The organism is Sphingomonas naasensis (assembly GCF_004792695.1).
GTDB classification, from domain to species: domain Bacteria; phylum Pseudomonadota; class Alphaproteobacteria; order Sphingomonadales; family Sphingomonadaceae; genus Sphingomonas; species Sphingomonas naasensis.
The window spans coordinates 804,583-819,199 of sequence record NZ_SRXU01000001.1; the positions used below are offsets into that span (position 1 = coordinate 804,583).

Annotated in this window: 8 protein-coding genes; 3 read left to right on the plus strand and 5 right to left on the minus strand. The window is 68.0% G+C overall.

Annotated features, from left to right (window positions below; translation table 11 throughout):
- Nucleotides 1-91: 91 nt before the first annotated feature.
- Entirely contained in the window at nt 92-3,091 is a 3,000-nt protein-coding gene (locus tag E5A74_RS03775) for a TonB-dependent receptor domain-containing protein (protein WP_240699660.1), read from the minus strand.
- A gap of 124 nt (nt 3,092-3,215) precedes the next feature.
- Nucleotides 3,216-6,281 (minus strand): glycosyl hydrolase family 28-related protein, encoded by a 3,066-nt coding sequence (locus E5A74_RS03780; RefSeq protein WP_135982896.1) that lies wholly within the window; start codon nt 6,279-6,281, stop codon nt 3,216-3,218.
- A 214-nt stretch (nt 6,282-6,495) separates the two neighbouring features.
- Between E5A74_RS03780 and E5A74_RS03785 the strand changes: the two genes are divergently transcribed.
- The 3 genes from E5A74_RS03785 (at nt 6,496) to E5A74_RS03795 (ending at nt 10,656) form a co-directional block, all read left to right on the plus strand.
- Nucleotides 6,496-6,999: a gluconokinase gene (locus E5A74_RS03785; RefSeq protein WP_135982897.1), complete on the plus strand. Its 504-nt coding sequence runs from the start codon at nt 6,496-6,498 to the stop codon at nt 6,997-6,999.
- Between the two features lie 292 nt (nt 7,000-7,291).
- Entirely contained in the window at nt 7,292-7,552 is a 261-nt protein-coding gene (locus E5A74_RS03790) for a helix-turn-helix domain-containing protein (protein ID WP_420822480.1), read from the plus strand.
- Between the two features lie 98 nt (nt 7,553-7,650).
- A complete protein-coding gene (locus tag E5A74_RS03795; protein ID WP_135982898.1) occupies nt 7,651-10,656 on the plus strand; it encodes a glycosyl hydrolase family 28-related protein in 3,006 nt (1,001 codons plus the stop codon).
- 11 nt (nt 10,657-10,667) lie between these two features.
- Here the strand turns inward: E5A74_RS03795 and E5A74_RS03800 are convergent, their stop codons facing one another.
- Genes E5A74_RS03800 through kdpC form a run of 3 tightly spaced genes read right to left on the minus strand, consistent with a single transcriptional unit; the run spans nt 10,668 to nt 14,616 of the window.
- Complete coding sequence (locus E5A74_RS03800) at nt 10,668-11,348, minus strand: response regulator transcription factor (RefSeq protein WP_135982899.1); 681 nt, start codon at nt 11,346-11,348, stop codon at nt 10,668-10,670.
- A complete protein-coding gene (locus E5A74_RS03805; protein WP_135982900.1) occupies nt 11,345-14,023 on the minus strand; it encodes a sensor histidine kinase in 2,679 nt (892 codons plus the stop codon). The genes E5A74_RS03800 and E5A74_RS03805 overlap by 4 nt, the downstream gene beginning before the upstream one ends.
- Entirely contained in the window at nt 14,020-14,616 is a 597-nt protein-coding gene (kdpC, locus tag E5A74_RS03810; RefSeq protein ID WP_135982901.1) for a potassium-transporting ATPase subunit KdpC, read from the minus strand. The genes E5A74_RS03805 and kdpC overlap by 4 nt, the downstream gene beginning before the upstream one ends.
- Nucleotide 14,617 lies beyond the last annotated feature (1 nt).

Below are 14,617 nucleotides of genomic sequence, written 5' to 3' on the forward strand. Positions count from 1 at the left end.
CGCGGCCGCTGACGCGGGCTTCGCCAATGGCTAAAAAAATGGCCTGGCGGAGTCCGTCGTCCGCCAGGCCAAGGGAGGATCGTGAAAGGGGTCAGAAGCGCATGCGCACGCCCAGTCGATAGGTGCGGCCGAGCGTGTCGTAGAGCGCAGGGTTCACATCGAGACCGGTATTGGTCTGCGGCGACGGCGTGGGATCGTGATCGAAGAGATTGTCGACCTTGAAATAGGCCCCGATCGCCTTGGTGACGTTCACCGATCCGCCGACGTCGAAATAGAACGCCCCCTTCATCCGGTTATAGTCGATCGTCGGATGGTTGGCGGTCGAGGTGGGGCAGCTCGCCGTGCACACGACATATTGGTTGCCGAACACCCCGTCGCTGAACCAGCGCTGCTGGAGCGTCAGGCTGAAGCTGTCGTTGCTGTAGGTCTGCACCGCCAGCCATTTCCAGTCGGGCGTGTTGCCGGTGTTGGCGCCGGCCTGATCGACCGTGTCGACGCCCGCGATGCCGGCGCTGACGAGGAACTCGCGGACATGCGTGCCGAGCGCCCGGATGGTGAAGTCGCCCGGCAGGCCCAGCGGCCGGCGCCATTGATAGCTCGCCTCGATGTCGAACCCGCTGGTCTTCCACGACGCGAGGTTGAACGGCTGGACGTTGATGAAATTGCCGCCCTGGGTCGGGCTGTCGAGCACGAAGCCGCCGCAGAACGCCTGGTTGCCCTCGAAGCAGAAGCGGACGATCTGGTCGGCGGTCAGCGTCGAGACGACGCCGCGCAGCTTGATGCTGTAATAGTCGAACGACAGGCTCAGCCCCGGCGCCCATGACGGCCGCGAGAGCACGACGCCCACTTCGGTGTTGCGCGCGATCTCCGGCTTGAGATCGGGGTTGCCGATCGTGTTCTGGAACGCCTGCACCGCGACGTTGCGGAAGGGGTCGTTGAAGTTGGGCAAGGTCGTCACGGTGGGCGCGGCGAACAGCTCGGAGAGGTTCGGCGCACGCACGTCGCGCGAGGTCACCGCGCGCAGGCGGATGCCGTCGAGCGGCGTCTCCCACGTGCCGCCGATCTTCCATGCCCAGACGGTGCCCGAGGTGCTGTAGTGGGTCACGCGGGCGGCGCCGTTGAGGTTGGCGCTGCCCGCCCCGTCGCTCTTGAACAGTGGCAGGTTGAGCTCGGCAAAGCCTTCATAGACGTCGTACTTGCCGCCGCCATTCTTGTAGTTGCCCGCCGCCCAGTTGCTGCCCTGGGCCGCGTTGAGCAGCGGATCGGCCGGATATTCGGGGCTGTTGGGGCTGATCGCGCTGACGCCTGCGCCATAGGGATCGGCGTTCACCCGGTAGAATTCGCGGCGATATTCACCGCCGAACGCCAGCGCGAGCGGACCCGCCCAGAGATTGATCAGATCGCCCGAGATGTTGATGCTCGCGACGTCCTGGGTCAGCCTGGTGTGCTGGAACGGCCCGTTCTCGGGGGTGACATAGGCGAGCGCTGCCGAAGACGGAGCGAAACCGCCGAAGATGTTGATCGGCTGGCAGCCCAGCGCGCGTGCGCCCGCATCGGCACAGACGATCGCGCCGTTCAGCGTGATCGCGTTGGTCGCGGCGACATAGCGGTTCTGCAGCACGATCGTGTCGACATTGATGTCCGAGATCGTGGTGCCGTGCGCGTAATAGGCGTCGTAGCTCCAATCGCCCGCGGCGAAGTCGAACTGGCCCTTCAAGCCGCCGACGAAGCGGTATTGGCGCCGATCGGTGTGCACCTTGGGATCGGGGAAGCTGCCGTTGCTCGACCCGAAATTGAACGAAGTGATGCCTGCGGTGACGCAGCGATCGCGGATCAGCTGCGGCAGGAACGGATTGGCGCACTGGACGGTCAAATTGGGCCGGTTGTAACCCGGGCTCGGCTGGTTGCTGGTCTTCACCTGCGCGACGTTGGCGGTGAAGTAGATCTCGTGATTATCGGCGAAGTCGAAGCCGATCCGGCCGTAGCCGTTGATGCGCTCGAGCGCCGATTTGAGCGACGCGCCCGAGCCCGGCGCCCCGCTCAGGTCGCCGCCGACGCAGAAACTGTTGCCCGGGAAGCAATTCGAGACGCGGCCATTGCCGAGCGGCTGGCCGTTCGAACCATAGTTGAAGTTGAACGGCGCGCCATTCGCGTCGAACGCGATCCCCTGCAGCGGCCCGTTGTTGATCAGGCCGTACAGCGCATATTGATAGGGCTGCGCATAGTCGCGGTAGTTGAACTGCGGCAGGCCGTTGTTGGTGATGCCGGTGTTGAGCAAGGTCGAGGCGCGGTGCCAGTCGCGGTCGCCGGCGAGATCGATGCCGAAATTGCCCGGGCCGACGCCATCCTCATGATCATATTCGCCACTGACGATCAGGTGCAGCCGGTTGTCGAGCAGCGCGGTGCCGAACGCCGCCTGGACGAGCGCCTGCTTGTCGTCGCCATAGGTGGTGATGCCCGCCTGGGCGTTGGCCTTGAAGCCGGTGAAGCGCGTGTCGGTGATGAAGTTGACCACGCCGCCGACCGCGTCCGAACCATAGGAGGCCGAGGCGCCGCCGGTGACCACGTCGACGCGCTTGACCAGCAGCTGCGGGAACATGCTGATATCGGGAACCCCGGTGACGTTCGCGCCGACGACGCGCTGACCATCGAGCAGAGTCAGCGTGCGGATCGTGCCGAGGCCGCGCAGCGAGAAGGAACTCAGTCCCTGCTGGCCGCTCGACGTGCTGAACGTGCCGGTGGCGGCGCCGGTCGAGCCCTGCAGCGAGGGCAGCTGGATCACCGTGTTGAACAGATTGGGCTGGGCGTTGCGCGCGATTTCCTCCTCGCCGATCACCGTGGTCGGCGTCGGCGCAGTGAACCCGCTCGACATGATTCGCGTGCCGGTGATGATGATGTCGCCCTGCTGCGCTTCGGCTTCCTGCGCGGGCGCGGCCGGGGGCGCCTGTTCGGCCTCCTGGACCGCGGGCGCGGCGGGCGCCGTCTGTGCATGCGCTGGCGTGAAGCTCAGCGACGTCGCGAGCGCCGCCAGACTGGTAGCGGTACCACGCACCGCCGCGTTCCTGCGGCGGTCGAACCAGAAATTCGCCATCATCTCCATCCCCACCTTGTCGTTTTTATGCGCGCGCCTTGTTCTGAGGTCCGCGACGATGGCGAGTCTTATCGGATCGAACCGGTCCCAACATCTACGACCATGGTCGCAGATATGGGCTCGCTCAGGGTTGGGCGGCGTAGAGCGCGTGATGAGTGAGGATGAACAGGGTGCGTCCGTCGGCGCCGCCGAACAGCAATTGCAGCGGCCGCTCGGGCACGTCGATCCGCCCCTGCTCGCTGCCGTCGGGGGCATAGACGAACACCTGTCCGTTCGCGACATAGACCCGCCCGTCGGGCCCGGTCGCGACGCCCTCGCCGCCACGCGGCGCGAAGGGTCTGAGATCGGTCACCGCCCCGCCTGCGCCGAGCACGCCCGAATAGGTGCGGTTCTCGGAACCGTTGACCACATGGATCCGCTGACCGACCTTGCCGCTGATCCAGCCATAGCTGTCGAGCGTGTCGGAGAAGCGCCAGCCGAGATGGTTGGACGGGCCCTGCTGCCAGACGCGGAACGCGGGCAGCACAAGGCTACCGTCGGGCGAGACATATTCGCGCGGCTTCGGCACCGCGACATCGCGCGCGAACATCTCGGCGAGCGTTGTGAAGCGATCCTGCGCGGGATCATATTGATCGCGGAACTCGCCATTGTTCCAGAAGCTCGCCGGGAGCGCGACCGTGGCGCCGACGCGCGCCGCGACCGGCGTCGACGCGATCACCCGCACCGCCTCGGACGCGCCCGGCCTGATGCTGTAGACCGTGGCCTCGGGCCCGTCCGACGACAACACCAGCAGGTTCCCCGATCGGTCGACCGCGAGATTGATCGGGTCGAGCGGCGCGTCGGCGACGACCGAAAGCCCTTCCTTCTCCGACCAGCCATGGATGCGATGGAACTGCCGATCGACGAAATAGAGCTTGCCGTCGGCGTCCACCGCGCCGCCACCCAGCGCGTAGAAGCCCGCGGCGAGTTGCCGGACGGGGGTGAGCGCAGGCGCCGCGGCAGGGACCGGCGTGTCGGTCACGTCGAGCACCGCGAACTCGCGCTCGCGCACCTCGGCGCCGCGAGTCACGTCCTGAATCGCGTTCGCGTAGGGATATTTGCTCGCCCGCAAATAGGTGCCGCAGCCATTGGCGTCGCAGGTCGCGAAGCCGCTCTCGGCGTTGACATGGACGTTGCGGAAACGGATGCCCGTCGAACCATAGAGCTTGACCGCTGCCGGCGCCGGCTGGAGCGAGCGCGTGACGCGGTAGCCGTGGAAATTGGCGAACAGCAGATCGCGCGAATTGCGGACCTCGAGCGCCACGGTGTTGCGGCTCTCGCCTGTCTCCTCCTCGGTCTGCGGCGCGAGGAACTGCCAGTTGCGCACGCCGTCGAGCACGATCTCGGCGCGGACATGGTGCTCGGCCGACATCTGATAGACATGGCCGGGCGTCGCGGTGTTCGAGACATATAAACCGGCCTGGGCGTAGGTGTTCGGCGTCCACAGCCCGTTGAACGTTCCCCCGCCGCCATCGGTCACCCACAGGCTGGCATATTGGCCGTCCCAACGCTTCTTCGGATCGGCATCGGCGCTGTGATTGGCATTATAGGGATCGAAGCGGCTGCCATCGGCGAGGTTGGTGCCGTGCCCGCCTTGGAACTTGACGTCGTCGACCAGCGAGCGTTCGCCGGCGCGCCAGAGCAGCGCCGTCGCGCGTGGATTGATCCCGCCGGTGGCAAGGCCGAGCCCGGTTACGATCGCGTCGCCGCCTTTGGCGCTCTCGATCAGCGCCCTTGCCGGGCCGACCCCGCGATAGGCGGGACTGTCCTCGGCCAGCACGATCTGGGTCAGGCTCGGATGCAGGCCGATCAGCACCGTATCGGGACGCAGCCTGAGCGTGTCGCTGACCCGGTAGAAGCCCGTCGGGAAATAGAGCACGCGATGCGTATCGATCGCGCGCTGGAGCGCGGCGGTATCGTCGGTGGCGTTGTCGCCCTTCACCCCGAGGTCGCGCACGCTGCTCCATGCGCCGACCGCGGGAAAGGCGCGGATCGCGGGTGCGATCCGGCGCGGCAGCCTCGCCAGCGGGGCCGCGTCGATGCGGGTCTGGTAGCTGCCCGGCTGGCCGAGCGCGGGCAACGTCAGCCCATAAGTGAATTCCTTGACCTTGTAGTGCGGCGCCGGGCCCGCGACTTCCCGGCCGCTGTCGCGAAAGCGCGCGAACACCGGCGTGCCGCTCGCCACGGCATTGTCGAGCCCGATCTGGGTAAAGACATTGCCTTCGTTGCTGATCACCACCCCTGCCCGCGCGACATTCTCGAAGCGCACGTCCCTGCCCCACAACCAGTCGCCATAGCCGCGGTCGATCTCGATCCCGACCGGCACGTTGCGGAACACCGTGTTGACCAGCGTCAGCCCCGCCTCGTGCTCGCGGATCGCGGCGTCGCGCTGGCCTTCGAACTGCGAGTCGAGCAGCGTATATTGCCAGGCGGGCGAGGTCTTTTCGGCAAGGATCCCGTAGCGCCCGCCGAAGAAGCGCAGGCCCATTCCGAGATTGCCGACCTGATAGATGCCCGCCAGCGCCGAGCCGAGGCGGAAATCGATATGGCTCAGATAGCTGTGCTGCGCGGTGTGGAAGCGCACTGCAGTGGCCGCCGGATTGCCCTCGCCGATCTCGAAATCGACATTGGCCATCGCCGAATAGAACGTCCCGGAATTGGCATCGGCGATGTCCGGATCGAAGGGCACGCTGGTCGGCGGCGGCACCGGCACCCTGCCGCGCAACGGGCCACCGCCCGGGACCGGCGGTGCGGCGCCCGGCCGGTTGCCGGTGAAGAAGACCATGCTGCCCACGCCGCGCTGGAAGCCCGGCGTCGCGGGCGCCAGCAGGAACACGGGACGCGTCTTGCCGACGCCGAACAGGCGCACGCCCGGCCACATGTAGAGGGTGCGGGTGATGCGGTGGCGACCGGAAGGCAGGAAGACGATGCCGCCGCCGGGCTTCTCCGCCGCCGCGTCGATCGCCGCCTGGATCGCGGCGCTGTCGTCGGCCACGCCATCCCCACGGGCCTTGACCGTGACCGCAGCCGGATCGGGCGGCGCGACCGCGAAGACCGACGCCGACGACGTGCGCTGCGCCGCGGCTGGCGAGCCGGCGTGCAGCGCAGCGACCACCAGACATGCGGCGATCACGCCCGAAACCCTCGCCATCCTGCATCCTCTCCGAAACCGACGCGCGGTCATCCTGCGGGATAGGCGGGCGCGATCCGCGCGGCGACTGCGACAAAGGTCGCAATGGTCAAAGCCGGCGGTACGCCCAATAGCTCTGCCGGGCCGCGGAAACGCGCCGCTTTGAGGAAAGCCGAGGACGCGCGTGCGAGTAGAGCAGAACCATCCCGGCTTGCCGCCCTGTGGGATCGTCGCGATGGGCGTCAGCGGTTGCGGCAAATCGACCCTGGTCGCGCATCTCGCGCGGCATTGGGCGTGCCCCGCCTTCGAAGGCGATGATTTTCACGCCCCGGCGAGCATCGCCAAGATGCGCGCGGGACGGCCGCTCGACGATGCCGATCGCTGGCCATGGCTCGATCGGCTCGGCGCGGCCATTGGCGCGGCGGTCACTGACAACGGTGTCGCAGTCGCCGCCTGCTCGGCGCTCAAGCGCAGCTATCGCGAAAGGCTCGAAGCCGCGGCCGGGGTGCCGCTATTGTTCGTGCTGCTCGACGGCGAACGCGCCGAGATCGCCGAGCGGCTCGGCGCGCGCACGGGGCATTACATGCCGCCCAACCTGCTCGACAGCCAGTTCGCCACGCTCGAGCGCCCGACCGACGATGAGCCCGCGCTGGCGCTGCATTGCTACCAGCCGCTCACCGAGCTCCGCGCCGCCGTTCTCGCATGGGCGCGCGACATGGCGACCGCGGCGCAACGCTAAGGGCCGTCCGAATCCCGAAAATTGCCTGCGCCGACCGGCGCGGAAGCCATCGATCATGCGCCTGACGCCCCGTCCCGCGCCGCTGCGGCCATCAGCTCTCTGACAACATTGTCGGACGACTCTCTACGATCTGTTGGACAGATTTTTACCGATTTCGGGCGAAAACCGCTTGCATCCGGGCACAATCGCAGAACATAACCAAAATCTGTCTGACTGATTCCGGATCAACCGGAGCTGCCCGGGCAAGGTTCCGCAAGATGACCGGCCAATGAGCCAAGGGAGCGAGGATCAGATGAAGGGGAACTTCCAGCAAGACGGCGCGGACCCGGCGACTCCCGCCAACGCCACGACGGCGGTCCAGCTGACGCCCACCCAGATCAAGGTAATGCGCGGCGTTCATTCGGGTCAGCTGAACAAGCAGATCGCGTACGAGCTCGGCATCGCCGAGGCGACGGTGAAGGCCCATATGACCGCGCTGATGCGTAAGCTGAACGTGCGCAACCGCACGCAGGTCGCGATCGCCGCGCAGACGCTCGCACCGCACATCCTCTGATTTCCCGGCCCGCAGGGGCCGGCAGGCGACAAGCTCGCGGCGCGACGTCCGGCGCAGGCGCTTCACATCACGATATCAGTCGATCCGGAGGGAAGACGATGAAGGCATTCGGCCTCTTCTGCGTGGCGTTGCTGCTTGCGCCCGCAGCCTTCGCCAAATCGACCTCGGTCTATCTGAGCGCGCCCGACGATCCGCGCGCGATCACGGTCAAGGGCGTCGGCGATGGTCGCGCCGACGACAGCGCCGCGCTCCAGCAGGCGATCGATGCTGCGGCTGCCGGTGGTCATGGCGGAATCGTCTTCCTGCCTTCGGGCCGCTACCGGATCAGCCGCACGGTGTTCGTACGCTCGGCGGTGCGCGTGTTCGGCGTCGGCGCCACCCGGCCGGTGATCCTGCTCGGCGACAGCACGCCCGGCTTCGGCGCGGGCGTGGCCGCGATGATCAGCTTCACCGGCGAGGACCAGTATCGCGTCGGCAAGGTCCCGGTGCCGCCGCCCACCAGCGTGCCGGCCAATCCCGCAATCTATGACGCGACCTCGAGCACCTTCTATTCGGCCTTGTCGAACGTCGATTTCGAGATCGGACGCGGCAATTCCGGCGCGGTCGCCGTGCGCTTTCGCGTCGCCCAGCACGGCTTCCTCCGCCATATCGACTTCCATCTCAGCTCGGGGCTGGCGGGCATCTATCAGGCCGGCAACGAATGCGAGAATTTGCGCTTCTACGGCGGCCGGTACGGGATCCTGACCGAGAAGACCTCGCCCGCCTGGCAGTTCACGCTGATCGATTCCGAGTTCGACGGCCAGCGCGACGCCGCGATCCGCGAGCACGAAGTCGATCTGACGCTCGTCAACGTCGCGATCCGCAACACGCCCGTGGGGATCGAGATCGACCGCGGCTATTCGGATTCGCTGTGGGGCAAGGACGTCCGGTTCGAGAATGTCTCGAACGCCGGCGTGCTGATCTCGAACGAGGACAGCGTGTTCACCCAGATCGGCTTCGACAATGCGATCGCAGCGAACACGCCGGTGTTCGCCCGCTTCCGCGACAGCGGAAAGACGGTGCCGGGGCAAGGCCGGCACTATCGCGTCGGCGACTTCAGCCATGGCCTCAAGCTGCCGGCACTCGGGATGATGGGCGAATTTGCCACCGACGTCACGATCACCCCGCTGTCCCGCATGCCTGCGCGCCGGGCGCCGGCGATCCGCGCGCTGCCGCCGGTACGCGACTGGACCAATGTTCGCGATCTCGGGGTGAAAGGCGACGACGAGACCGACGACACCGCGGCGCTGCAACGCGCGATCGACAGCCACCGGGTGCTCTATCTGCCGATGGGCCGCTACCGCGTCACCGACACGCTCAAGCTGCGACCGGACAGCGTGCTGATCGCGCTCCATCCCAGCCTCACCCATCTCTATCTGCCCGACGAAACGCCGGCTTATGCCGGTGTCGGCGGCGCAAGGGCGCTGCTCCAGAGCGCAAAGGGCGGCGACGCGATCGTCTCAGGGCTCGGCCTGTGGACCGGCGGGGTCAATCCCCGCGCGACCGCGTTGCTGTGGAAGGCCGGCGCCGCTTCGATGGTCAACGACGTCAAGATCCAGGGCGGCGGCGGTACCGTGCTGACCAAGGGCAGTCCGATCGGGTTCGGCGATCCCAGGGCACGCTTCGACGGCCAGCATCCCAGCATCTGGGTGACGGATGGCGGCGGCGGCACCTTCGCGGCTATATGGTCGCCCAACACCCTCGCCTCGGCCGGCTTCCAGGTCTCGAACACGAAGACCCCCGGCTTCGTCTACGAGCTCTCGGCCGAGCATCATTATCGCGCCGAGATCGTGCTCGACAATGTCGAGAATTGGGAGTTCCTCGCGCCGCAGACCGAGCAGGAGGTCCGCGACGGGGTCAATGCGATCTCCACCGAGTTCCGCAACTCGCGCAACATCCTGTTCGCCAATTATCACGGCTATCGCGTCACCCGCTCGATCAAGCCGATGGACACCGCGATCCGCCTGATCAACTCGCGCGACATCCGCTTCCGCAACGTCCATGTGAACGCCGAGAGCGCCTTCGCCAGCTGCGACGACAAGGGCTGCGGCACCTATCTCCGCGCCAGCAAATTTCCGTTCGAGAACGCGATCAAGGACGTGACGCGCCAGTTGGAGGTGCGCGAGCGCGAGTTCGCCCGGCTCGACGTGCCGGCAGGGCCAGTGACCGCCGCTGCCGTCTCGGGGGTTCCGGTGTCGCCGGGGGTCGAGAAGCTCGCCGACGGCTTCTATTCGATCGCCGGCGCCGCGGTCGATGCGAAGGGGAAGCTCTACTTCGTCGACCGCTTCTACCACCGCATCCATGGCTGGTCGCGCGGCGAGGGGCTGACGATTGTCGCCGATGCGCCGCTCGACCCGGTGAACCTCGCGATCGATCGTTCGGGCGACCTGATGGTGCTCTCCTCGGCCGGCCATGATGCCAGCGTCTACAGCATCGATCCGGCGAAACCGGCAGAGGTGCGGGTGATCGCGCCGACGCCGGTGAAGATGCGCCCCGACGCGGCCACCGCGCTGCCGGTGAACCTGTGGGCCAATGGCGAGTTCGCCGACCGCATCGATCCGGTCAGCTACGAGTTCCCGCCGATTGCAGCGTTCTTCACCGACGCGATGGGCACGCCCAAGGCCAGGGAATATGTCTCGCCCGACGGATCGCTGGTGCTCCCTGCGTTCCGGGTGTGGAACCAGGGGCCCGACGACCATCAGGGCTGGCGTTGGTCGGACTCGCTCGACGCCCATGGCCTCGTCACCGCGCGACCGGGCGAGCGCATCTTCCTGACCAATGCGTCGGAGAACCGCACCTATAGCGGGCTGGTCGGTCGCGCGGGCACCGTCACCGATCTGCGCATCGCCGCCGATCGTGGCGGCGAGAGCGTCGCGCGAGATGCGGCCGGCAACCTCTATGTCGCGAACGGGCAGGTGTTCGTCTACGGTCCCGACGGCAAGCCGATCCGCCGGATCGACCTGCCCGAGCGGCCGCTACAGCTGGTGATCGGCGGCGAGGATCGGCGGACGCTCTTCGTCCTGACGCATCACGCCTTGTACGCGGTCCCGATCGAGGCGCGCTGATCGCCGCCCGCTCAGGCCATCAACCGGTACCCGACCCCCGGTTCGTTGCGGATCAGCCCGGACGGCGTCTCCCCCTCGAGCTTGCGGCGGACCCCGCGCGCGGCGACGCGTAGATATTCGACGTCGCCTTCGTGCCCCGGCCCCCACACGTTGCGGAGCAGCTGGGCATGCGTAACCACCCGGCCGGGATGCTTGGCGAGCTCCGCGAGGAAGCCGAACTCCTTGGGCGTGAGATGGACTTCCTCGCCGCCCCTGCGGATCAGCCGCGCGGCGAGATCGATCTTGATGTCGCCCACTCTGAGCACCGGCGCCGCGGTCTCCGCCGAAAGCCGGTGGCGCAGCGCGGTGCGGACGCGCGCGAGCACCTCCTCGGTATCGAACGGCTTGGTGATGTAATCGTCGGCGCCGAGATCGAGCGCAGTCACCTTCTCCCCGGTCGCGTCGCGCGCGGAGACGACCAGCAGCGCCGCCCCCATGGCCTTGACCAGCGGCACCAGCTCGAGCCCGTCGCGATCGGGCAGGCCGAGATCGAGCAACACCGCCTCGGGCTTGTCGATCTGCAGTCCGGTGAGTGCCTCCCGCGCATTGCCCGCCTCGACGACGCGATAGCCGGCGCGCTTGAGGCTCGCGCCGAGCAGCCGCCGGATCGCGGGCTCGTCGTCGACCACCAGGATCTTGGGCTGCTGGCTCATTCGCCCGCCACGCCTTTCTTGAGGTGGCTCGCGGGGATGTGCAGCGTGAACACGGCGCCGCGCCGGTCGCTCCGGTTTGCGGCACTGACCGAAAGCCCCATCGCCTCGGCGAAACCCTTGACGATGGCGAGGCCGAGCCCGGTGCCGCCCTTGCGGTCCGATCCCTCGATCCGGGCGAAGGTCTCGAAGATCCGCGCCTCCTCGCCGGCAGGCAGGCCAGGCCCCTCATCGAGCACGCTCAGCGTCAGCGCGTCGGGCAAACGCCGCGCCGCGACGAGGATCGGCGATTCCGGATCGCCATATTTGGCGGCGTTCTCGAGCAGGTTGATCAGGCAGTGGTGAAACAGCTGCGGGTCGACCGTGACGAAGGGCAGCTCGGGCGAGATATCGAGCTGGATGGCATGACCTTCGAGCGTGCGGCGCAGATCGTGCACCGCGGCCGCGACCGCATCGGCAAGGTCGACCGGCTCGACCGCCTGGCGCAGTGCCCCCGATTCGATGCGCACCATGTCGAGCAGGTTCGCGACGAAGCGGCGCAGGCGTTCGGCCTCGCCGCGCGCTGCGGTGAGCTGGCCGGCCTGCTCGTCGGAGGCGGGCCGCATCTCGGCCAGCATGCCGAGGATGGTGGTGAGCGGAGTGCGCAGATCATGGCTCACCGAGGAGAGCAAGGCCGCGCGGAGCCGGTCGCGCTCCTTGAGCTGGGTGACCGTCGCCATCTCGGCCTCGAAGGCGATCCGCTCGAGCGCGAGCGACGCCTGGTCGAGCAGGCTGAGCAGCAGCGGCAGCTGGTCCGAGCGGATCGGCGTGCCCGCATCGGAGCGCGCGAGCCCCATCACCCCGAGCACGCGCCCGCCCGCCGCGAGCGGATGGAATAGCCATTCCGACGCAGTCAGCGTATCGGAGCCTCGCCCCGCCGGCACATTATGCTCGAATGCCCAGCGTGCCGCCGCCTGCTCGATCATCTCGAGCCGGTTCTCGGGCGGAACCGCGGCGCTGAGCTCGAGCGTGCCGTCGACCGGAAGCAGCAGCACCGCATCGGCATCGACCAGTCGCCCGACCTCGGCGCAGAGCAGCTGGCCGAGCGCGTCGCGCTCGCTCACTCCGGTGAGCTGCCGCGCGAAACCCGTGAGCGAGCTGTTCTGCGCGGCGCTGCGCTGGGCGAGCATCGCCTGATCGCGCACCCGCGCGGCGAGCTGGCTGCTGACCACCGCCACCGTCAGCAGCACCAGCACGGTGATGATGTTCTGCGGATCCTGGATGGTGAAAGTGCGGGTCGGCGGGATGAAGAAGAAATTATAGGCCAGCGAGGAGACCAGCCCGGTCACGACGCCGGTCCGCACCCCGTAGCGCGTGGCGGCGACCATCACCGGCAGCAGATAGAGCAAGCCGATATTGGTGATGTTGCCGGCAGTGAGAATGCTGACGCCGAGCAGCGTGACCAGCAGCACCAGCCCCAGCGCCACCCCATATCCCGCCGGCTTGCCCCAGCCGCGTCCGGCGCGCCGCGGCGCTGCGCCGGCCGCCCGCGGCGCACTCTCCGCCATCGGCAGCACATGCACCGCGACGCCGGGCGTCTCGCGCACGAGCCGGTCGACCACCGATCCGTGGAGCAGTTCGAACCAGCGCGAGCGCAGCGACTTGCCGACGATCAACTGGGTGGCGCGTGCCTCGCTGGTGAAGCACTTCAATCCCTCCAGCACCGATTCGGCGGGCACCGAGGCGACCTGGCCGCCGAGCTGGGTCGCGAGATGCAAAGTCGCCGCGACCCGCCCGTTCTCGGCATCGCTGAAGCGGGTGGCGCGCGGCGTCTCGATATGGACGGCGGTCCATGGCGCGCGCAGGGCATCGGCGGTGCGCTTGGCCGCGCGCACCAGCTCGGGCGCGCCGGGAAGCTCGCTCACCGCGACCACCAGCCGCTCGCCCACCGCCCAATTGCCCGCCAGCGCATGCGCGCGCAAATAGTCGAGCATCTGCGCGTCGACTGCCTGCGCCGCGCGCCGCAGCGCGAGCTCGCGCAGCGCCGACAGGTTCGATTTGGAGAAGAAATGCCCGAGCGCCCGGCTCGCTTCCTCGGGCACATAGACCTTGCCCTCCTTGAGCCGCTCGATCAGCTCGTCGGGCGGGATGTCGACGACTTCGATCTCGGCATTCTCGAGCACCCGATCGGGCAGCGTCTCGCGCACGCGGACCTTGGTGAACGACGCGACGACGTCGTTCAGGCTTTCGAGGTGCTGGATGTTGACTGTCGAGTAGACGTCGATCCCGGCCGCGAGCAGCTCCTCGACATCCTGATAGCGCTTGTCGTGGCGGCTCCCGGGCGCATTGCTGTGCGCCAGCTCGTCGACCAGCACCAGTTGCGGCGCGCGCGCGCGGATCGCGTCGATGTCGAGTTCGTCGAGCATCCGGCCCTGATAGGGGATCTGCCGGCGCGGCAGGATCTCATGGCCGTGGAGCAGCGCTTCGGTCTCGGTGCGCCCGTGCGTCTCGACGATGCCGATCACCACATCGACGCCCGCGCGCTTGCGCGCCGCGCCTTCGCTCAGCATCTCATAGGTCTTGCCCACCCCCGGCGCCGCGCCGAGGAACACCTTCAAACGCCCGCGGCCCTCCTGCGCGGCGGCGCGCAGAAGGGCCTCGGGGTCGGGGCGGCCGTCGGGTGATGGCGTGTCGCTCACCGGGTGGCTTTTGCCCCTTCCGCTGCCAGCCTGTCGAGCGCCCGATTGAGCGCGAGCACATTGACGCGCGGTTCGCCGAGGAAGCCGAGCAGCCGCCCCTCGACCTGCTGCCGCACCAGCGCCTCGACGCGGCCCGCCGCGAGCCCCCGCGCGGCCGCGACGCGCGCCACCTGCGAAAAGGCCGCCTCGGGGCTGATATGGGGGTCGAGCCCCGAGGCGGAGGCAGTCACCAGATCGGCGGGGACCGATGCTCCTGGTGTTTTCGCGAGGGTTGCAGCGTCCGCGCGGACACGGTCGGCCAGGGCCTGGCTGGTCGGGCCGAGGTTCGACCCGGCCGAGGCCGAAGCGTCATAGCCGCTGCCCGCCGCGGAGGGGCGGCCGTGGAAATAGCCCGGGGCGGCGAAGCCCTGTCCGATCAGTGCCGAACCGATGATGCGGCCATCGTCCTCGATCAGGCTGCCATTGGCCTGTGCCGGAAAGACCGTCTGCCCGATGCCGGTGAGCAGCGCCGGATAAGCGAGCCCGAGCAAGGCGGCGAACAGCAGCGTCAGCACGATCGCCGGGCGCAGCGCGGTGGTGAAATCCTTGAGCATG

Excerpts from the sequence above, each read along its gene's own strand:
- E5A74_RS03775 (WP_240699660.1), bottom strand. The coding sequence starts at position 3,091 with ATGGCGAATTTCTGGTTCGACCGCCGCAGGAACGCGGCGGTGCGTGGT.
- E5A74_RS03785 (WP_135982897.1), top strand. The coding sequence starts at position 6,496 with ATGGGCGTCAGCGGTTGCGGCAAATCGACCCTGGTCGCGCATCTCGCG.
- E5A74_RS03795 (WP_135982898.1), top strand. The coding sequence starts at position 7,651 with ATGAAGGCATTCGGCCTCTTCTGCGTGGCGTTGCTGCTTGCGCCCGCA.
- E5A74_RS03790 (WP_420822480.1), top strand. The coding sequence starts at position 7,292 with ATGAAGGGGAACTTCCAGCAAGACGGCGCGGACCCGGCGACTCCCGCC.
- E5A74_RS03780 (WP_135982896.1), bottom strand. The coding sequence starts at position 6,281 with ATGGCGAGGGTTTCGGGCGTGATCGCCGCATGTCTGGTGGTCGCTGCG.
- kdpC (WP_135982901.1), bottom strand. The coding sequence starts at position 14,616 with ATGCTCAAGGATTTCACCACCGCGCTGCGCCCGGCGATCGTGCTGACG.
- E5A74_RS03800 (WP_135982899.1), bottom strand. The coding sequence starts at position 11,348 with ATGAGCCAGCAGCCCAAGATCCTGGTGGTCGACGACGAGCCCGCGATC.